Genomic DNA, 19,555 nt, shown 5'->3' with positions numbered 1-19,555 from the left:
CGGATCCGGGTACGCGAACGGCCGGGCACCCTCAGGTGCCCGGCCGTCGTCGTCCGTACCGCCCCGGGTCGCCGCGCGGGGCCCGGCCGCCGGTGTCCCGCCTCAGATCTCGCCCCGCAGCTTCGCCAGCGCCTCGGCGAGGATCGCCTCGCCGTCCGCGTCGCTGCGCCGCTCGCGCACGTAGGCGAGGTGGGTCTTGTAGGGCTCGTTGCGCGGCGGGTCCGGTGGATGTTCCTGGTCCTGCCCCGCCGGGAAACCGCAGCGGGGGCAGTCCCACGTGTCGGGGACCTGCGCGTCGCTCGCGAAACTCGGCTGTGTCTCGTGCCCGTTGGCGCACCAGAAGGAGATGCGCAGGCGCGGGGCCGTCTCGCCGCGCTCGGCCTCGCCCATCGGGCCCGCCCCGACCCGGCTGCCCCGGATCGCGTTGCCACTTGCCACGGTCGTAACTCCCTGCGTGATGGTGCCGCGGGGCGCCGCGCCCGTCACCGGGCCACGCGCTCCGCCGCGGGCGCCTCGTGCACGTACGAGGTTTGTGTACGTACAAGGCCCAACGCGCACCCCCGGAAGGGAGTTACACCCACCCGGGGCGCGAGTCACCATGATAGGCCGCGTCCTTCGACGGCGTACCGGACACGTAGCGCTCGCTCCCCGGTGGGTGTACTTCGTCCCTCAGTTGTCGAACTTCATCAGCAGCCCGAGCACGACAATGCAGGCGAACCAGCACACCCCGAGCACGATGGTGATCCGGTCGAGGTTGCGCTCGGCGACCGAGGAACCGCCGACCGAGGACTGCATGCCGCCGCCGAACATGTCGGAGAGGCCACCGCCCTTGCCCTTGTGCATCAGCACGAGCAGCATCAGCAGCAGGCTGAAGACGATCAGGGCGATCTGAAACCCCAAAACCACGGCTTGACCCTACTTTCAGCGAACTTCTCGGGAGAGGTCCCCGCCGGGGCGGGGCCGTCTCCTGGCGGAGGACGGGGGCCGGTGCGCCGCGTGGACGCGGTCCGGCCCCCGTCAGGGTACTGGCGATCCGCCCCGGCGCCTACTCACCGCAGCTCACGGCCGCGATCGAGCGGGCACCGGGGCGGGCCCTCACTGCTCGCCGAAACGGACGATCTTGACGAACTCGTCGGTGTCGAGCGAGGCACCGCCGATGAGGGCGCCGTCGATGTCGGGGCGGGCCATGATCTCGGCGACGTTGGCCGCCTTGACCGAGCCGCCGTACTGGATGCGCACGGCGTCGGCCAGCTCCTGGTCGTACAGCTCGGCGAGCTTGCCGCGGATCGCCCCGCAGACCTCCTGCGCGTCGTCGGGGCCGCAGACCTTGCCGGTGCCGATGGCCCACACGGGCTCGTAGGCGACGACGATCGTGGCGGCCTGCTCGGCGGGCAGGTCCTTGAGGGCGGCCTCGACCTGGCCGAGGGTGTGCGCGACGTGCTCGCCCGCCTCGCGGACCGACTCCTCCTCGCCCACGCAGAGGATGGGGGTCAGGCCGTGCTTGTAGGCGGCCTTGATCTTGGCGTTGACCAGCTCGTCGGTCTCGCGGTGGTACTGGCGCCGCTCGGAGTGCCCGATGGCGACGTACGTGCACTTGAGCTTGGCGAGCATGGCACCGGAGATCTCCCCGGTGTAGGCACCCGAGTCGTGCGCGGAGACGTCCTGGGCGCCGTACTTGATCTTCAGCTTGTCGCCGTCGACCAGGGTCTGCACGGAGCGCAGGTCGGTGAAGGGTGCGAGGACCGCGACCTCGACGGTCTCGTAGTCCTTGTCGGAGAGGGCGAAAGCGAGCTTCTGGACGTGCGCGATGGCCTCGAGGTGGTTGAGGTTCATCTTCCAGTTGCCCGCCATCAGCGGAGTGCGGGTGGTCACGGGTGTTCAGTCCTCCAGTGCGGCGAGGCCGGGCAGGCTTGCGCCCTCAAGATATTCGAGGCTCGCGCCACCGCCGGTCGAGATGTGGCTGAAAGCGCTTTCGTCGAAGCCGAGGATACGGACGGCGGCGGCCGAGTCGCCGCCCCCGACCACGGTGAAGCCCTCGCTGTCGACGAGCGCCTGGGCGACGGCGCGGGTGCCGTCGGCGAAGTCGGGGTGTTCGAAGACGCCCATCGGGCCGTTCCAGAAGACGGTCTTCGCGTCGGCGAGCTTGGCGGCGTAGCGCGCCTGGCTCTCGGGGCCGATGTCGAGGCCGATGCCGTCCGCCGGGATGGCGTCGGCGGCGACGGTCTCGTGCTCGGTGGGCGCCTTGGCCTTCAGGTCGGGGAAGCTGCGCGCGACGACGACGTCGCTCGGGAGCACGAACTCGACGCCCTTCTCGGCGGCGCGCTTCAGGTACTCCTGGACGACCGGGATCTGGTCCTCCTGGAGGAGCGAGGCACCGACCTCGTAGCCCTTGGCGGCGAGGAAGGTGAAGACCATGCCGCCGCCGACGAGGATGCGGTCGGCACGCTCCAGGAGGTGGTCGATGACGCCGAGCTTGTCGGAGACCTTGGCGCCGCCGAGGACGACGGCGTAGGGCCGCTGGACGTCCTCGGTGAGCTTCTTCAGGACGCCGACCTCGGTGGCGATGAGGTAACCGGCGTAGTGCGGCAGGAGCTTCGGCAGGTCGTAGACCGAGGCGTGCTTGCGGTGCACGGCGCCGAAGCCGTCGCCGACGTAGACGTCCGCGAGGTGCGAGAGCCGCTCGGCGAAGTCCCCGCGCTCGGCGTCGTCCTTGCTGGTCTCGCCGGGGTTGAAGCGCAGGTTCTCGATGACGGCGAGCTGACCGGGCTCCAGGCCGTCGACGGCCTCGTGCGCGGCGGGGCCCACGGTGTCCTGCGCGAAGGCGACGGGACGGCCGAGCAGTTCGCCGATCCGCTCGGCGGCGGGCAGCAGCGAGAAGGCGGGGTCCGGCTCGCCCTTGGGGCGGCCGAGGTGCGAGGCGACGACGACCTTGGCACCGGCCTCGACGAGCGCGGTGAGGGTCGGCAGGACGGCGCGGATACGGCCGTCATCGGTGATGACACCGTCCGCGAGGGGCACGTTGAGGTCGGCGCGGACGAAGACCCGCTTGCCGGACACTCCCTGCGAGATGAGTTCGTCGATCGTCTTCATGGGACTTGCAGACTCCTTGGCTGACTGACGGTGGCGAAGGGCGCGGCGCCGGCGGGCGGGGCGGCGGGGCAGCCGCGAGAGGCAGCGTAGGTCGCCGCCGTCCGCGCCGTGCCGTCCGGTCCCCCGGACGAGCGACGCGCGAACGCCTCTCCGGCTGCCGGGACACGGAGCCGCCGCGAGCTCCGCGCGGGCTCTGCGGAGGCGGGGTACCGGTCCCGTACGGGGCCGATGCGCCGCTCACTGTGTGGGGCCGATGCGCCGCTCCCGTACGGGTGCGGGGTGCCGCTCCGGTACCGGTGGGCCGGTTTCTGCCCGGGGTGAGCCGGGTGCGGGCCCGGGGTGGCCGCGGCGCGTACGCGGTGGCTCGGCGCGTGGCGGTGGCTCGGCGCGTGCGCGGTAGCGCGGTGGCTCGGCGCGTACGGGACAGCTCCGGCCCGTGCGCGGGACGCGGGGCCCGATGCCGGGGTCCCCGCACGGGGACAGGGTCCGGGCCGCGCGAGTCGCGCCGCCCGGACCCTGTCCGCATCGAGGTGCCTCAGCGGCCCGCGATCAGTACTGCTCGTCGGCTCAGAGCTTCTCGCCGACGTAGACCGTGAGGTCCACGAGACGGTTGGAGTAGCCCCACTCGTTGTCGTACCAGCCGATGATCTTCACCTGGTTGCCCTCGGCCATGGTCAGCTCCGAGTCGAAGGTGCAGGAGGCCGGGGTGCCGACGATGTCCGAGGAGACGATCGGGTCGGCGGTGTAGACCAGACGGCCGGCGAGCGGGCCCTCCTGGGCGGCCTTCTCGAACGCGGCGTTGACCTCGTCCTTGGTGACCTCGCGGTCGAGGGTCACGACGAGGTCGGTGACCGAGCCGACCGGGACGGGCACGCGCATCGCGATGCCGTCGAGCTTGCCCTTGAGCTGCGGGAGGACCAGCGCGGTGGCCTTCGCGGCACCCGTCGTGGTCGGGATGATGTTCTCGGCGGCGGCACGGGCGCGACGCAGGTCCTTGTGCGGGAAGTCAAGGATGCGCTGGTCGTTCGTGTACGCGTGGACCGTCGTCATCAGGCCCTTCTTGATGCCGAAGTTCTCGTCGAGAACCTTCGCCATCGGCGCCACACAGTTGGTGGTGCAGGAGGCGTTCGAGATGACGTTGTGCTGCGCCGGGTCGTACTTGGCCTCGTTGACGCCCATCACGATCGTGATGTCCTCGTCCTTGGCCGGGGCCGAGATCAGGACCTTCTTCGCGCCGCCCGCGATGTGCTTCTCGGCGTCGGCCTTCTTCGTGAAGATGCCGGTCGACTCGATGACGATGTCGACGCCCAGCTCGCCCCACGGGATGTCCTGCGGGTTGCGCTCGGAGAGCACCTTGATGGTGCGCGAACCCACGGTGATGGTGTCGGCGGTGTGCGAGACCTCCTCGCCCAGGGTGCCGAGCATCGTGTCGTACTTGAGCAGGTGGGCGGTGGTCGCGGTGTCACCGAGGTCGTTGACAGCCACGACCTCGATGTCCGCACCCTGCGCGAGCAGCGCGCGGAAGTAGTTGCGCCCGATGCGGCCGAAGCCGTTGATGCCTACGCGGATCGTCACGAACCGATCTCCTCGTTGGTACGCCGGTTTTCGACGCCGGCGAGTTGTATGGGATGTCCCCGACCGCCACTGACCCTACCTCGCATGGGCCTGCCGGGTGACATTGAGCATGGCTCGGGGAGCGGGACGCTTTCTACTCGCCGGTAACGCTCCGCCGCTACCACTTTTCCCCATTCCCCGCCACCCGGGGAACAAGCCGCCGACATCCCGCCCGGAGAAGCGGAACCCCTCATTCCCTTCCCGCTCCCACCCGTTCCGACCTGCACCGATGCCACACCTCCCACTCTCAGGAACGGGACGGTGACCGAATTCCGAACATCTTGCGCTCACTCGTTCCGCTTCCCGCTCGTTCGTGCGCACAAAGGAGCGGGACCGATACGGAAATGAGCACGGAACACCTTCCGGAATACCTCTCGCACCCGCGCCACGAATTCTCTCCGGCAGCAACCGCGGGATCATCCGGACGGATTACCGGCACGAGTCCGCTTTAATCGGGAGCGACCGCATTGCCGCGCGGGAGGCCCGCGACTACGGTCGACGTCGACATCGCGTGCCGGTCACCGGCAGGGTGAGGCATGGAGGTGTCGGGAGATGCCCCTGGAGGCATTCCTTGTCAGTCGCCCTCAACCACACCATCGTCCACGCCCGGGACAACCGGGAGTCCGCCGAGTTCTTCGCCGGCCTGCTCGGCCTGGAGATCACCGCCGAGTGGGGCCCGTTCGTCGCCGTCGCCCTGAGCAACGGCGTCACCCTGGACTTCGCGACGATCCCGGCGGACCGGATCACCCCGCAGCACTACGCCTTCCTCGTCTCCGAGGAGGAGTTCACAGCGGCGTACGAACAGATCAAGCGCCGCGGCATCGAGCACTACGCCGACCCCCACCAGCGCCACCCCGGCACGATCAACCACAACGACGGCGGCCACGGCGTCTACTTCACGGACCCCGCGGGCCACGCCATGGAACTGATCACGGTGCCGTACGGCGGCTGGGACGCCTGAGCGGAGGCGGCTCCGCCGGGGGGCACAGCGGGTGCCCGTGCGGCGGGCTGGCGGGGGGTGGGAGCGGCGGTCGCATGGAGATGGATGCGGAGGCTCGCTGGATTCGCTACGGGGTACGGGCCCGAGGTGACCGGGCTGGCCGGTGGACGTCGCCCGGCCAGGGCCCCCACCGGCCTTCGCCGGGTCCGGGGGCCCTCTCCCGGCGCTGAGGGTATCGCCGGCTACGGCTGCGATCGGCCTGACCTACTGCCCTGCGATCCCTGGTCCTGCGTCCCGCTCTGCTCCCCGACGCACCCCGGGGCGCTCCGGCCATCTGAGGGCGCGTCACCCGGGCCCGAGGCGCCTCGCCCAGGGACAGAAGTGCCGGCATGTCCGACCGCGACCGGCCTGACCTACGACCCTTCCGTCCCCGGCCCCACGCCCCCGCACCGCTCGCCGAGGCACGCCACGTACCCCTACGGAGACCACCGGGCACCAGCGGCGCTCGCCGCAGGGACGGGTACGGACGCTCCTCGGCTTCATGGAGGGGCGCTCCCCGGCTTCATGGGGGGGGAAACGCCCCCGAGGGGCGTGTCGTCTGGTCCGGGGGCGCCTCGACCGGGGCCGGGAATATCGCCCCTCACCGCCGCGCGGTCCCGGGTCGCCGCCTGCCCCCGCGCCGCTCGCCATCGGAGGAGGCGGGGGCGCGGAGCCTGCGGGCGCGTCGTAGCGCGGGCCACGCCGGGAACTGTGGGGCGGGCGGCGCGGCCGTGCGGCGACGGATTCGGGCGGGCGTGGCGGCTTCGCGCGAGGCGAGGACAGGACGGGGCGTCAAGGCGCGTGCGCCGCGCGGCTCGTGAGTGGCCGTCGTCCTCCGCCGTGACGGTCAATCGTTTCGGCTCAGCCCGCGATGCTGTCGGCCAGTTCCTCCGTCAGGGACGACTCCGTGCCCGGGATGCCGAGGTCGGTCGCGCGCTTGTCGGCCATCGCGAGGAGGCGGCGGATACGGCCCGCGACGGCGTCCTTCGTGAGCGGCGGGTCCGCGAGCGCGCCGAGCTCTTCGAGGCTCGCCTGCTTGTGCTCCATGCGGAGCCGCCCCGCCGCCGCGAGGTGCTCGGGCACCTCTTCACCGAGGATCTCCAGCGCCCGCCCGACCCGCGCCCCCGCGGCGACCGCCGCGCGGGCGGAACGGCGCAGGTTCGCGTCGTCGAAGTTGGCGAGCCGGTTCGCCGTCGCCCGCACCTCGCGGCGCAGCCTCCGCTCCTCCCAGGCGAGCACCGACTCGTGCGCCCCGAGCCGGGTGAGCAGCGCGCCGATCGCGTCCCCGTCCCGTACGACGACCTTGTCCGAGCCCCGTACCTCGCGCGCCTTCGCCGCGATCTGGAGCCGGCGCGCGGAGCCGACGAGCGCGAGCGCGGCCTCGGGACCGGGGCAGGTGACCTCCAGCGAGGAGGAACGGCCCGGCTCCGTGAGCGAACCGCGCGCGAGGAACGCCCCCCGCCAGGCGGCCTCCGCGTCGCACGTGGCACCCGAGACGACCTGCGGCGGCAGACCCCGGATGGGGCGCCCCCTGCCGTCCACGAGCCCGGTCTGCCGCGCGAGCTGGTCGCCGCCGCTGACCACCCGGACGACGTAGCGGGAGCTGCGCCGCAGTCCGGACGGCGCCATCACCACGAGGTCCGAGGCGTGGCCGAAGATCTCCAGGATGTCCTTGCGCAGCCGCCGGGCCGCGATGCCCGTGTCGAGCTCCGCCTCGATCACGATGCGCCCGCTCACCAGGTGCAGGCCGCCGGCGAAGCGCAGGACCGCCGAGACCTCCGCCTTCCGGCAGCAGGTCCGGGTCACGGGCAGCCGCGAGATTTCATCCTTGACCGCCGCCGTCATCGCCATGGGCCGATCCTTCCATGCATCCGAAAAATACGGTCGTACGCGGCTGCCAGCAGCTCCGGGTCATGCCGCGGAACGCCGTCGGGCCGTGCGACCGGGGCCAGCTCCACCGTTGCGTCGAACCGCTCTGCGGCCTCGACGAGCGAGGCGCGGTCAGGAACGGCTGCCTCGTCGGCCAGCACCACGTCGAAGGCGAGTTTAGGTGCGTGTCGGGCCAAAACCTCCAAATGACGCTGCGGTGAGAAGCCCTCGGTTTCTCCCGGTTGCGGAACGAGGTTGAGCGAGAGCACCCGTCTGGCCCTGGTCTTGGTGAGCGCGTCGAGGAGTTCGGGGACGAGCAGGTGCGGGATCACGGAGGAGAACCAGGACCCGGGACCGACCACGACCCAGTCCGCGTCGAGCACCGCGTCGACCGCCTCCGGCACGGCGGGCGGGTCGGCGGGGACGACGTGCACGGACTGCACCTCGCCGGGCGTCAGCGCCACCGTCGCCTGGCCGCGCACGAGCTGGACCTCCTCGGCCCGCGCGGGATCGTGCCCCCGTACCAGCGCCTGGAGTTCGAGCGGGACGGCGGACATCGGGAGTACCCGGCCGTGGGCACCGAGCAGAGTGCCGACGAGGTCGAGGGCCGCGACATGGTCGCCGAGCTGTTCCCACAGCGCGACGATGAGGAGGTTGCCGACCGCGTGGCCGTGCAGCTCGCCCCGGCTCGCGAAGCGGTGCTGGATCACCCGGGACCAGGTCTGGCCCCAGTCGTCGTCCCCGCACAGCGCGGCGAGCGCCTTGCGCAGGTCGCCGGGCGGCAGCACGCCGAGTTCGTCGCGCAGCCGGCCGCTGGAACCGCCGTCGTCCGCGACGGTGACGACGGCGGTCAGCTCGCCCGTGATGCGGCGCAGCGCGGCGAGGGAGGCGGAGAGTCCCATGCCGCCGCCGAGCGCGACCACTTTCGGCTGGGTGCCGCGACGCCGGGGCCGGGGCGCGGGACCGGCCTCCTGTCGGCGCAGGCGGCGGACGCGACGGGGGCGTGGGTTCATTCGCGGCCCATGTCCCGGTGGACGACGACGGTCTCCACCCCTTCGGAGACGAGCCGGGAGGCGAGCTTCTCGGCCATCGCGACGGACCGGTGCTTGCCGCCCGTGCAACCGACGGCGATCGTCACGTACCGCTTGCCCTCGCGGCGGTAGCCCGCGGCGACGAGCTGGAGCAACTCGGTGTAGCGGTCGAGGAATTCCTTGGCGCCGGGCTGGCTGAGGACGAAGTTGGACACCTCCTCGCTGAGTCCGGTGAACGGGCGCAGCTCGGGGACCCAGTGCGGGTTGGGCAGGAAGCGCATGTCGACGACGAGGTCGGCGTCGACCGGGAGCCCGTACTTGAAGCCGAAGGACATGACCGTGGCGCGCAGTTCCGGCTCTTCCTCACCGGCGAACTGGGCGTCCATCTTCGCGCGTAGCTCGTGGACGTTGAGGCTGGACGTGTCGATCACGAGGTCGGCGTCGCCCCGGAGTTCGCGCAGCAGGTCGCGCTCGGCGGCGATGCCGTCGACGATGCGGCCGTCGCCCTGGAGCGGGTGAGGGCGGCGCACCGACTCGAATCGGCGCACGAGGGCGTCGTCGGAGGATTCCAGGAAGACGATGCGCCGCGTGACGTGCTTGCTCTCCAGGTCGGCGAGCGATTCGCGGAGGTTGTCGAAGAAACGCCGGCCGCGGACGTCCACGACCACGGCGATCCGGGCCACGTTCCCCTGGGAGCGGGCGCCGAGCTCGACCATCGTGGGGATGAGCGCGGGTGGCAGGTTGTCGACGACGAACCAGCCGAGGTCCTCCAGGCACTTCGCGGCGGTGCTGCGGCCCGCCCCGGACATGCCGGAGATGATCACCAGCTCGGGGATCGGGGTCTCCTCCGACTCCCCCGGTTCACTGCTCGTGGCCGTGCTCACCTGTCGCGCTCCGTCCCGTTCTTCCTGCTGCATCTGTTCTGCCACCGTCCGTCGTACGGCTGTCGTCGTCCGCGTCGTCCCGCCGCTCGCCGGAGGCGGGGCCCGTGGTGCCTTCGCCCGTGCCGTCCGGGTGTCCGCCCTGGTCAGGGGCGGGGTGCGGGTGTTCCTCGCCCGCTGCGGGCCTGCCGCCGGGGGCGGGGGCGTGCTCCGGCGCGGGCTCGTCCCGGTCCGTGGGGGCGCCGGGGCTCGCGGTGACGTCCTCGTCCCCGGGTCCTCGCGGCGAGGTTCCGTACTCCATCGTGCTCGCCGAAGCCTGCCACGTCGAATGCCCCGGCGTCTCCCGCGACGCGAGGCCGCCCCCAGGAGCGGTCCCACGCGCCCCCTCGGCACCTGACTCACGGTGCGTGACGTCCTCCTCACCGGGCGCGGAGGGGTCCTGCGCACCGCTGCCCGCACCGGCGCCCGTGGGCGCCGCGCGGCGGGTCGCGGGCATGTCCTCGGGGGTGGTCGGGTCCGCTGCCCCGAGGCCGTCCTCCGGCGTGCGGCCACCGGGCGAGTCCTGCGGTTCCCGTGCGACTTCCGGGTCTGCCGTGTCGTTCGTCGCCTCGCGCGCCCGTCCGTCGTCGCCCGCCGCGTCGGCGCTCCCGTCCGCCCCGGCCGCGTGCGTCCCGTTCGCGTCCGCCCCGTCCGGGCGCGGCGCTTGATCCGTACGCCCCGTGTCGTCGCGCTCCCGTGGTTCCACCGGTTCGCGGTCGGCGCTCGCGGTCGCGTCCCCGGTGTCCGGCTCGGGCTGTTCGCTCGTCGTGTCCTCGGAGCCGTCGTCGAGGATTTCGCCCGTCGTCATGTTGACCGCGGGCGCGCCCGGCTCGCTGCGGGCGAAGGTGGCGAGGATCGTCTCGGCGGTCTTGCGGCCTATGCCGGGGACTTCGCAGATCTGCTCGATCGTCGCGGCGCGAAGCTTCTTCACCGAGCCGAAGTGCTTGAGCAGGGCCTGCTTGCGGGTCTGGCCGAGGCCAGGGACCTCGTCGAGCGGGCCGGCCCGGAAGCGCTTGGCACGCTTGCTGCGCTGGTAGGTGATGGCGAAGCGGTGCGCCTCGTCGCGGACGCGCTGGAGCAGGTAGAGGCCCTCGCTGCTGCGCGGCAGGACGACGGGGTCCTCCTCGCCGGGGACCCAGACCTCCTCCAGGCGCTTGGCGAGCCCGCAGACCGCGACGTCGTCGATGCCGAGTTCGTCGAGGGCACGCCGCGCCGCGGCGACCTGGGGCTGTCCGCCGTCGACGACGAGGAGCTGCGGCGGGTAGGCGAAGCGCTTGGGGCGCCCGTCCTCGTCGAGCCCCCCGGGTTCCACCGGGCCGTCCAGCTCTTCCTCCGTCCACTCCCCCGTCCTCTCCCGCTCGGCGAGGTACCTGCGGAAGCGGCGGGTGATGACCTCGTGCATGGAACGCACGTCGTCCTGGCCCTGGAAGCCCTTGATCTGGAAGCGCCGGTACTCGCTCTTGCGGGCGAGCCCGTCCTCGAAGACGACCATCGAGGCGACCACGTCGTCGCCCTGGAGGTGTGAGATGTCGTAGCACTCGATCCGCAGGGGCACTCCGTCGAGATCGAGTGCGGCGGCGATCTCCTCCAGGGCGCGGGAGCGGGTCGTGAGGTCGGAGGCGCGCTTGGTCTTGTGCAGGGCGAGGGACTGCTGCGCGTTGCGCTCGACGGTCTCCATGAGGGCGCGCTTGTCGCCGCGCTGGGGGACGCGGAGGGAGACCTGTGCGCCGCGCCGCTCGCTGAGCCACTCCTGGACGGGCTGCACGGGCTCGGGCAGCGCGGGGACCAGGACCTCCTTCGGCACCGCGTCGCCGCGCTCCTCGCCGTAGAGCTGCTGGAGCGCGTGCTCGACGAGGTCGGCCGTGGTGACGGCCTCGACCTTGTCGGTGACCCAGCCGCGCTGTCCGCGCACGCGTCCGCCGCGCACGTGGAAGATCTGCACGGCCGCCTCCAGCTCGTCCTGGGCGAGGGCGATGAGGTCGGCGTCGGTGGCGTCGGCGAGGACGACGGCGCTCTTCTCCATGGCGCGGGTGAGGGCGCCGATGTCGTCGCGGAGCCGCGCGGCGCGCTCGTACTCCATGTCCTCGGCGGCCTCGGTCATGCGCTCTTCGAGGCGGCGCAGATAATGGCCGGTGTGGCCGGCCATGAAGTGGCAGAAGTCCTCGGCGAGGTCGCGGTGGTCCTCGGGCGAGATCCGGCCGACGCAGGGGGCCGAGCACTTGTCGATGTAGCCGAGGAGGCAGGGGCGGCCGGTGCGGGCGGCGTTCTTGAAGACCCCGGCGGAGCAGGTGCGTACGGGGAAGACGCGCAGAAGCAGGTCGACGGTGTCGCGGATGGCCCAGGCGTGCCCGTAGGGGCCGAAGTACCGCACGCCCTTGCGCTTGGCGCCGCGCATGACCTGCGCGCGCGGGAACTCCTCGTTCATCGTGACGGCGAGATAGGGGTAGCTCTTGTCGTCGCGGTACTTGACGTTGAACCGGGGGTCGTACTCCTTGATCCAGGAGTACTCCAGCTGGAGCGCCTCGACCTCCGTGGAGACGACCGTCCACTCCACCGAGGCCGCGGTCGTGACCATCGTGCGTGTGCGCGGGTGGAGATGGGCGAGGTCCTGGAAGTAGTTCGCCAGGCGTTGGCGCAGGCTTTTGGCCTTCCCGACGTAGATCACCCTGCGGTGCTCGTCGCGGAATCGGTAGACGCCCGGCGAGTCCGGGATCTGTCCCGGGGCGGGTCGGTAGCTGGACGGATCGGCCATGTCACACACCCTACTTGCGCCCTGCGACAGTCCGGGCGGCTCCGGGTCCGCCTGTGGAGAACCCGGGTTGATCATCGGACGAGTCACGGGGTGCTGTGGAAAACTCTGTGCGGCCCGTTCGCATCCCCCTCCCGGCTTCGCGCCGGGCGAAAGGACTGCCCGTGTTCCTCGTCGCTGGAGAGGCCCTGATCGATCTCGTGCCGCGCCCCTCGGGTCCCTCGGAGGAGGGGCCGCTGGCCCCGCTGGTGCCGTGTCCGGGCGGCGGCCCGTACAACACGGCGGTGGCGCTGGGCCGGCTCGGCGACGAGGTGGCCTTCTGCTCCCGCCTGTCGACGGACGGTTTCGGCACGGCGCTGCTCGAAGGGCTGCGCACGGCCGGGGTCGGCACCGCTCCCGTGCAGCGCGGCCCCGAACCCACGACCCTCGCCGTGGCGACGCTCACCGCGAGTGGCTCGGCGGGCTACTCCTTCTACGCGGAGGGCACGGCGGACCGGCTTTTCACCGTTCCCGAGACGCTTCCCGAGGGGGTCCGGGCGATCTGCTTCGGGACGTGCTCGCTCGTCCTGGAGCCCGGCGCGAGCGCGTACGAGGAGTTGTTGCGGCAGCAGTCGCGGGCGGGGGTCTTCACGCTGCTCGACCCCAACATCCGGGCCGGGCTCATCGCCGACCCCGACGCCTACCGCGCCCGTTTCCTCGACTGGCTCCCGTACGTCGATCTGCTGAAGCTCTCCGAGGAGGACGCCGCGTGGCTCGGGGACGACGTGGCGGGGTGGGCGGCGGGGGGTCCGGCCGCCGTCGTGATCACGCGGGGCGGGGAGGGCTTGCACGTCACCACCCGTAAGGGTGAGCGGTTTTCCGTGCCAGGGGTGCCCGTCGACGTGGTGGACACGATCGGCGCGGGCGACACGGTGAACGCGGCGCTGCTGCACCGACTCGCCGTGCTCGGCATGCTGCGCGGTGACGCGGTCGCGGGGCTCGGCGAGGAAGGCTGGCGGGACGTCCTCGGCTTCGCGGCCCGCGCCGCCGCGCTCACCTGCTCCCGCGCGGGCGCCCAGCCCCCGTACGCCCGCGAGCTCGGTCTGGACTGAGGCCGGGCCCGCCCCGGCGCGCGCGTGAGGGCGGGGTGGGGACGGCACGTACCGCGTGCGCCGTTCCCACCCCGCCCCCCCCCGCGGGAAGGACCTCAGTCCTTCGCCGTCGCCCGCTTCGCCGTCGCGGACTTGGACGTCTTGGCCGCCTTCGTCGCGCGCGGGGCCGCCGCCTTGCGCGCGGCGCCCTGGCCCGTGACGATCTGGCCGGCCGTCTTGCTCGCGGCCCGCTTGCGGGGGGCCGCCTTGCGCGCGGGCACGGCGGTCGCCGTGGTGCCGAGCACTTCCTTGAGGAAGCGGCCCGTGTGGCTCTCGGGCTCCTGGGCGATCGCCTCGGGGGTGCCCTCGGCGACGACCGTGCCGCCGCCGTTGCCGCCTTCGGGGCCCATGTCGACGACCCAGTCCGCGGTCTTGATCACATCGAGGTTGTGCTCGATGACGATCACGGTGTTGCCCTTCTCGACCAGCCCGGACAGCACCTTGATCAGCTTGCTGATGTCCTCGAAGTGCAGCCCGGTGGTCGGCTCGTCGAGGACGTACACCGTGGAGCCGGTGGAGCGCTTCTGGAGTTCGCTCGCGAGCTTGACGCGCTGCGCCTCGCCGCCGGAGAGGGTCGGCGCGGACTGGCCGAGCCGGACGTAGCCGAGGCCGACGTCGTTGAGCGTGCGCAGGTGGCGCGAGATGGCGGGGACGGCCTCGAAGAAGTCGCTCGCCTCCTCGATCGGCATGTCCAGGACCTCGGCGATGGACTTGCCCTTGTAGTGGACCTCCAGGGTCTCCCGGTTGTACCGGGCGCCGTGGCAGACCTCGCACGGCACGTAGACGTCCGGGAGGAAGTTCATCTCGATCTTGATCGTGCCGTCGCCGGAGCAGTTCTCGCACCGGCCGCCCTTGACGTTGAACGAGAAGCGGCCCGGCAGATAGCCACGCACCTTCGCCTCGGTCGTCTCGGCGAAGAGCTTGCGGACGTGGTCGAAGACACCCGTGTACGTGGCCGGGTTGGAGCGCGGGGTGCGGCCGATGGGCGACTGGTCGACGTGCACGACCTTGTCGACCTGGTCGTCGCCGGAGACACGGGTGTGCCGCCCGGGGACCGAGCGGGCGCCGTTCAGCTCCCTGGCCAGGTGCGTGTAGAGGATGTCGTTGACGAGCGTGGACTTGCCGGAGCCGGAGACCCCGGTGACGGCCGTGAGCACGCCGAGCGGGAAGGAGACGTCGATGTCGCGGAGGTTGTTCTCCTTCGCGCCGAAGACGGTCAGCTTCCGCTTCGGGTCGGCGGGCCGCCGGACCTCGGGGACGGCGATGGCGCGCCGCCCGGAGAGGTACTGCCCGGTCAGCGACTCCTTGTTGCTGAGCAGCCCCGGCAGTTCGCCGCTGTGCACGACCTTGCCGCCGTGCTCACCGGCGCCGGGGCCGATGTCGACGACCCAGTCGGCGACCTTGATGGTGTCCTCGTCGTGCTCGACGACGATGAGCGTGTTGCCCATGTCGCGCAGGCGCACGAGGGTCTCGATGAGCCGGTGGTTGTCGCGCTGGTGGAGCCCGATGGAGGGCTCGTCGAGCACGTAGAGGACGCCGACGAGGCCGGAGCCGATCTGCGTCGCGAGCCGGATGCGCTGGGCCTCGCCGCCGGAGAGCGTGCCCGCCGCGCGGTTGAGCGAGAGGTAGTCGAGGCCGACGTCGACGAGGAAGCGCAGCCGCTCGTTGACCTCCTTGAGCACCCGCTCGGCGATCTTCTTGTCCCGTCCGTCGAGCCGCAGTTCGGCGAGGAAGTCCGCGCAGTCGGTGATCGACATCGCGGAGACCTCGGCGATGGACTTCCCCATGACGGTGACCGCGAGCACGATCGGCTTGAGCCGCGTGCCGTGGCAGCTCGGGCAGGGCACCTCGCGCATGTAGCCCTCGAAGCGCTCCCTGCTCGTGTCGCTCTCCGCCTCGGAGTGGCGCCGCTTGACGAAGGGCACGGCGCCCTCGAAGGCGGTGGTGTAGGTGCGCTGGCGCCCGTACCGGTTGCGGTAGCTGACCTCGATGCGGGTGCGGTGGCCGTGCAGCAGCGCCTTCTTGGCGCGCTGCGGCAGTCCGGCCCAGGGGATGTCGGTGCGGAAGCCGAGGGCGTCGGCGAGGGCGCCGACGAGGCGGTTGAAGTACTCCTTGGTGTGCCCGTGCGACCAGGGGTGGATGGCGCCCTCGTCGAGGGACTTGTCCTCGTCGGGGACGATCAGTTCGGGGTCGACCTCCATGCGCGTACCGATGCCGGTGCACTCGGGGCAGGCGCCGAAGGGCGAGTTGAAGGAGAAGGAGCGGGGCTCCAGCTCCTCGAAGGAGAGGTCGTCGTACGGGCAGTACAGGTGCTCCGAGTACATCCGCTCGCGCTCGGGGTCGTCGGCGTCGAGGTCGACGAAGTCGAGCACGATCATGCCGCCGGAGAGACCGAGGGCGGTCTCGACCGAGTCGGTGAGGCGGCGCTTGGCGCTCTCCTTGACGGTGAGGCGGTCCACGACCACCTCGATCGTGTGCTTCTCCTGCTTCTTGAGCTGGGGCGGCTCGCTGAGCTGGATGGTCTCGCCGTCCACGCGGGCGCGGCTGTAGCCCTTGGTCTGGAGATCGGCGAAGAGGTCGACGAACTCGCCCTTGCGCTCGCGCACGAGCGGCGAGAGGACCTGGAAGCGGCTGCCCTCGGGCAGGCCGAGGACCTTGTCGACGATCTGCTGCGGCGACTGGCGGGCGATCGGGCGCCCGCACCGGGGGCAGTGCGGCTTGCCGATGCGCGCGAAGAGCAGGCGCAGGTAGTCGTAGACCTCGGTGATGGTGCCGACCGTGGAGCGCGGGTTGCGCGAGGTGGACTTCTGGTCGATCGAGACGGCCGGCGAGAGCCCCTCGATGAAGTCGACGTCCGGCTTGTCCATCTGGCCGAGGAACTGCCGGGCGTACGAGGAGAGCGACTCCACGTAACGCCGCTGCCCCTCGGCGAAGATCGTGTCGAACGCGAGGGATGACTTGCCCGAGCCGGAGAGTCCCGTGAAGACGATCAGGGAGTCCCGGGGGAGGTCGAGCGAGACGTTCCGCAGATTGTGCTCGCGTGCTCCACGGACGATGAGACGGTCGGCCACGCCGGTCCGCACCTTTCTGATCGGTGAAGCCGGGCGCACCCCGCTTCGGAAAATGTCTGGGCCATCGGGCACGGACGGGTCTGTGCTCGCGGTGCGGGACCTTCCGGTCCGGCCCGCGCGCGCCGTCTCGGCGATGGGCTGTCACGGGGGCGGGGGCGCCTGCGCGACCGCGCCGCCACCGTCCCTGTCGAGAACACCGGGGGAACCGTGCTGATTCCGCGGGGTTTGTCACCCCTTCCCGGTCATCCCTCCAGCATGCCTCGTGACCGCACCTCCGAGCGTATAGCACGCACTTTCGATTCTGGGCCGCCGCCGGACTTCTTCACCCGTACGAGTCGCGGCAGCGGATGCGGCTTGACGCGCGGGGCCCGGCAGGGGCCACGCCTCGGGCCGTGCGGGCTGTGCCCACCGTCACAACGGCGCGCGGGACACCGCCGTCACGGGCGGTCCCGGGGGCTGTCAGTGGGGCGCTCTAGGGTGTGCCGCATGACGTACAGCGGAAAAGTGCGGGTGGGCGGGCCCGCCGAGGCGCACGAACTGGGCGAGCTGATCATCTCCAAGGTCGCCGTCGGCCCCATGGAGAACAACGCCTACCTGCTGCGCTGCCGGGAGACGGGCGAGCAGTTGCTCATCGACGCGGCGGCGGAGCCGGGGACCCTGCTCCGGCTCATCGGCCCGGACGGGCTGCGCACGGTCGTCACGACGCACCAGCACCCCGACCACTGGCAGGCGCTCGCGGAGGTCGTCGCGGCGACCGGGGCGCTGACCTGCGCCGGGCGCGAGGACGCGGCGGGCATCCCCGTCCCCACGGACGCCCCGCTCGACGACGGGGACGTGGTGCGGGTCGGCCGCGTGGAGCTGGGGGTACGGCACCTGCGGGGGCACACCCCCGGCTCGGTCGCGCTCGTCTACGACGACCCGGACGGCGCCCCGCACGTGTTCACGGGGGATTCGCTCTTCCCCGGCGGCGTCGGCAACACGCGGGGCGACGCGGCGGCCTTCCAGCAGCTCATCGGCGACGTGGAGGAGCGCCTCTTCACGCCGCTGCCGGACGAGACGTGGATCTACCCGGGCCACGGCGACGACACCTCGCTCGGCGCCGAACGCCCGCACCTCGGCGAGTGGCGGGCACGGGGCTGGTGAGACCCGGCGCGCTCCCGCCCGTACGGGACGGGGCGCGCCGTACGAGAGGGCGCCCCGGGCCCGTACCGGCCGGTCCTCAGCCCAGCAGCGCCGCGACCCGCTCCACGGCGAAGCCGTAGCCCTGGAGGCCGCAGCCGGCGATGACCGCGTCGGCGCGCAGCGAGACGTAGGAGTGGTGCCGGAACTGCTCGCGCTTGTGGATGTTCGAGAGGTGGACCTCGACGACGGGGAGCCCCTCGCACGCCTGGAGCGCGTCGAGGAGGGCGACGGAGGTGTGCGAGTACGCGGCGGGGTTGATGACGATGCCGCAGTGGTGCTCGCGCGCCTCGTGCACCCAGTCGACGAGCTGCCCCTCGTGGTTGCTCTGCCGGGCGTCCGCACGGCCGCCCAGTCTCTCGGCGGTACGGGCGCACAGCGCCTCGACGTCGGCGAGCGTGTCGGTGCCGTAGACCTCGGGCTGCCGCTTGCCGAGGAGGTTCAGGTTGGGCCCGTTGAGCACCATGAGCGGGGCGGTCGTGAAGGTGTGCGGCATGGGGTCCTCCGGTCCGGGGCTGAAGCTCGACCGAGATCTATCACGACGGCCCCGGGCATGAAGAAGCGTGGTCCCCGCCCGTCCCCATGGCGGGCGAGGACCACGCGTGAGGCGTGCCGCGTACGGTCAGCGCCTCGGTCCGGCCCCGTCGTCCCCGTCCCTGGACGGCTGGGCCGCGTCTGTGTGCTCGTGCCGCTCGGTCCCCGCGCCCACCGCCGCGTGCTCCGAGCCCGTCCCGGCGGCCTTCTCGGCCTCGCGCTGCCTGCGCGTGGCGAGCAGGCTCGTGACCGTCGTGATCGCGAGGACGGCGACGATGACGCCGAGCGAGACGGTCGTCGGGATCTCCGGGACGTGCACGCCGCTCTCGTGGAGGGCGTGGAGCACGAGCTTGACCCCGATGAAGCCGAGGATGACCGAGAGCCCGTAGCTGAGGTGGACGAGCTTCTTGAGCAGTCCGCCGATGAGGAAGTAGAGCTGGCGCAGCCCCATCAGCGCGAAGGCGTTCGCCGTGAAGACGATGTACGGGTCCTGGGTGAGCCCGAAGATCGCCGGGATGGAGTCGAGGGCGAAGAGGACGTCCGTCGTGCCGATGGCGAGGATCACGACGAGCATGGGCGTCATGATCCGCTTGCCGTGCTGCCGCACGAAGAGCTTGGTGCCGTGGTACCTGTCGGCGACGCCGAAACGGACCTCCAGGGACTTGAGGAGCTTGTTCTCCTCGAACTCCTCCTCCGTCTCGTCGTCCTCCCGCGCCTCCTTGATGAGCTTCCAGGCGGTGTAGAGCAGGAAGGCGCCGAAGATGTAGAAGATCCACGAGAAGTTCTCGATCATCGCGGCGCCCGCGAGGATGAAGAGGGTCCTCAGCACGAGCGCGATGAGCACGCCGACGAGGAGCACGCGCTGCTGGAACTTCGCGGGGACCGCGAACTTCGCCATGATCAGCACGAAGACGAAGAGATTGTCGACGCTGAGCGATTTCTCGGTGATGAATCCGGCGAAGAACTCGCTGCCCTGCTTGCCCCCCGCGAAGACCAGCAGCCCGACACCGAAGAGACAGGCGAGGGCGATCCAGACGACCGTCCAGATCCCGGCCTCCTTGAGGGAGACCTCGTGGGGTTTGCGTCCGATGAGGAAGTCGACCGCGATCATGGCCAGCAGGGCCAAGATCGTGATCAGCCAAACGGTGAGAGAGATGTTCACTGCGCCTCCGGCAGTACGTCACGGCATTCGATCAGCTCGTCGCTGCCGGAGGTCTCTTCCACCACAGCCGCTCGGGCACGTGGCCGACGCCCCGGGACCTGCACGGTCCGTATTGACGGGTACGCCGCTTGAGGAGTACTCCCCTCCGCTGTTCACAAGGTACGGGGATACCCAAGAGATGTAAAGGCGGAGGTAAAAGAAATCCAAAAGGTGCAGGTGGGAGGAGG

15 protein-coding genes are annotated in these 19,555 nt (G+C 71.3%); 3 read left to right on the top strand and 12 right to left on the bottom strand.

Going from position 1 to position 19,555, the window contains the following annotated elements:
* Nucleotides 1–102 precede the first annotated feature (102 nt).
* The 5 genes from STTU_RS26375 to gap form a co-directional block, all read right to left on the bottom strand.
* On the bottom strand, nucleotides 103–438 hold the full coding sequence (locus tag STTU_RS26375; RefSeq protein ID WP_078519115.1) for an RNA polymerase-binding protein RbpA: 336 nt from the start codon (nucleotides 436–438) through the stop codon (nucleotides 103–105).
* A gap of 231 nt (nucleotides 439–669) precedes the next feature.
* The gene (gene secG / locus STTU_RS26370) at nucleotides 670–906 is read right to left on the bottom strand and encodes a preprotein translocase subunit SecG (RefSeq protein ID WP_008748576.1); all 237 of its coding nucleotides are present in this window, start codon (nucleotides 904–906) and stop codon (nucleotides 670–672) included.
* A gap of 189 nt (nucleotides 907–1,095) precedes the next feature.
* Entirely contained in the window at nucleotides 1,096–1,872 is a 777-nt protein-coding gene (gene tpiA, locus STTU_RS26365; protein ID WP_009064177.1) for a triose-phosphate isomerase, read from the bottom strand.
* Nucleotides 1,873–1,878: 6 nt separating this feature from the next.
* Complete coding sequence (locus STTU_RS26360; protein WP_043256414.1) at nucleotides 1,879–3,090, bottom strand: phosphoglycerate kinase; 1,212 nt, start codon at nucleotides 3,088–3,090, stop codon at nucleotides 1,879–1,881.
* A 567-nt stretch (nucleotides 3,091–3,657) separates the two neighbouring features.
* Nucleotides 3,658–4,665 (bottom strand): type I glyceraldehyde-3-phosphate dehydrogenase, encoded by a 1,008-nt coding sequence (gene gap / locus STTU_RS26355; RefSeq protein ID WP_007828519.1) that lies wholly within the window; start codon nucleotides 4,663–4,665, stop codon nucleotides 3,658–3,660.
* Nucleotides 4,666–5,275: 610 nt separating this feature from the next.
* On the opposite strand from gap, the gene STTU_RS26350 reads away from it, so the two are divergent.
* Nucleotides 5,276–5,665: a VOC family protein gene (locus STTU_RS26350; protein ID WP_007828517.1), complete on the top strand. Its 390-nt coding sequence runs from the start codon at nucleotides 5,276–5,278 to the stop codon at nucleotides 5,663–5,665.
* An 879-nt stretch (nucleotides 5,666–6,544) separates the two neighbouring features.
* Here the strand turns inward: STTU_RS26350 and whiA are convergent.
* Genes whiA through uvrC form a run of 4 tightly spaced genes read right to left on the bottom strand, consistent with a single transcriptional unit; the run spans nucleotide 6,545 to nucleotide 12,255 of the window.
* The gene (whiA, locus tag STTU_RS26345) at nucleotides 6,545–7,534 is read right to left on the bottom strand and encodes a DNA-binding protein WhiA (protein WP_009064182.1); all 990 of its coding nucleotides are present in this window, start codon (nucleotides 7,532–7,534) and stop codon (nucleotides 6,545–6,547) included.
* The gene (locus tag STTU_RS26340; RefSeq protein WP_029396368.1) at nucleotides 7,525–8,565 is read right to left on the bottom strand and encodes a gluconeogenesis factor YvcK family protein; all 1,041 of its coding nucleotides are present in this window, start codon (nucleotides 8,563–8,565) and stop codon (nucleotides 7,525–7,527) included. Before STTU_RS26340 ends, whiA begins: the two co-directional genes overlap by 10 nt.
* Entirely contained in the window at nucleotides 8,562–9,500 is a 939-nt protein-coding gene (gene rapZ, locus STTU_RS26335) for an RNase adapter RapZ (RefSeq protein ID WP_009064186.1), read from the bottom strand. Before rapZ ends, STTU_RS26340 begins: the two co-directional genes overlap by 4 nt.
* Nucleotides 9,445–12,255 (bottom strand): excinuclease ABC subunit UvrC, encoded by a 2,811-nt coding sequence (uvrC, locus tag STTU_RS26330; protein WP_078519049.1) that lies wholly within the window; start codon nucleotides 12,253–12,255, stop codon nucleotides 9,445–9,447. The genes rapZ and uvrC overlap by 56 nt, the downstream gene beginning before the upstream one ends.
* Before the next feature lie 161 nt (nucleotides 12,256–12,416).
* On the opposite strand from uvrC, the gene STTU_RS26325 reads away from it, so the two are divergent.
* Nucleotides 12,417–13,343, top strand: a complete 927-nt coding sequence (locus tag STTU_RS26325; RefSeq protein WP_007828512.1) for a carbohydrate kinase family protein — start codon at nucleotides 12,417–12,419, stop codon at nucleotides 13,341–13,343.
* Nucleotides 13,344–13,438: 95 nt separating this feature from the next.
* Here the strand turns inward: STTU_RS26325 and uvrA are convergent, their stop codons facing one another.
* Nucleotides 13,439–16,453 (bottom strand): excinuclease ABC subunit UvrA, encoded by a 3,015-nt coding sequence (gene uvrA / locus STTU_RS26320; RefSeq protein WP_007828511.1) that lies wholly within the window; start codon nucleotides 16,451–16,453, stop codon nucleotides 13,439–13,441.
* A gap of 486 nt (nucleotides 16,454–16,939) precedes the next feature.
* On the opposite strand from uvrA, the gene STTU_RS26315 reads away from it, so the two are divergent.
* A complete protein-coding gene (locus tag STTU_RS26315) occupies nucleotides 16,940–17,596 on the top strand; it encodes an MBL fold metallo-hydrolase (protein ID WP_007828510.1) in 657 nt (218 codons plus the stop codon).
* A gap of 76 nt (nucleotides 17,597–17,672) precedes the next feature.
* Here the strand turns inward: STTU_RS26315 and aroQ are convergent, their stop codons facing one another.
* Nucleotides 17,673–18,128, bottom strand: coding sequence for a type II 3-dehydroquinate dehydratase (gene aroQ, locus STTU_RS26310; protein WP_007828509.1), 456 nt, complete (start codon nucleotides 18,126–18,128; stop codon nucleotides 17,673–17,675).
* A 126-nt stretch (nucleotides 18,129–18,254) separates the two neighbouring features.
* Nucleotides 18,255–19,328 carry a TerC family protein gene (locus STTU_RS26305; protein ID WP_043256410.1) on the bottom strand — a complete coding sequence of 358 codons (1,074 nt, stop codon included), beginning with the start codon at nucleotides 19,326–19,328 and terminating at the stop codon, nucleotides 18,255–18,257.
* Nucleotides 19,329–19,555: the final 227 nt, after the last annotated feature.

The sequence above is a fragment of the Streptomyces sp. Tu6071 genome (genome assembly GCF_000213055.1).
Taxonomy (GTDB): Bacteria; Actinomycetota; Actinomycetes; order Streptomycetales; family Streptomycetaceae; genus Streptomyces; species Streptomyces evansiae.
This window is presented reverse-complemented; position numbering and strand designations above follow the sequence as displayed.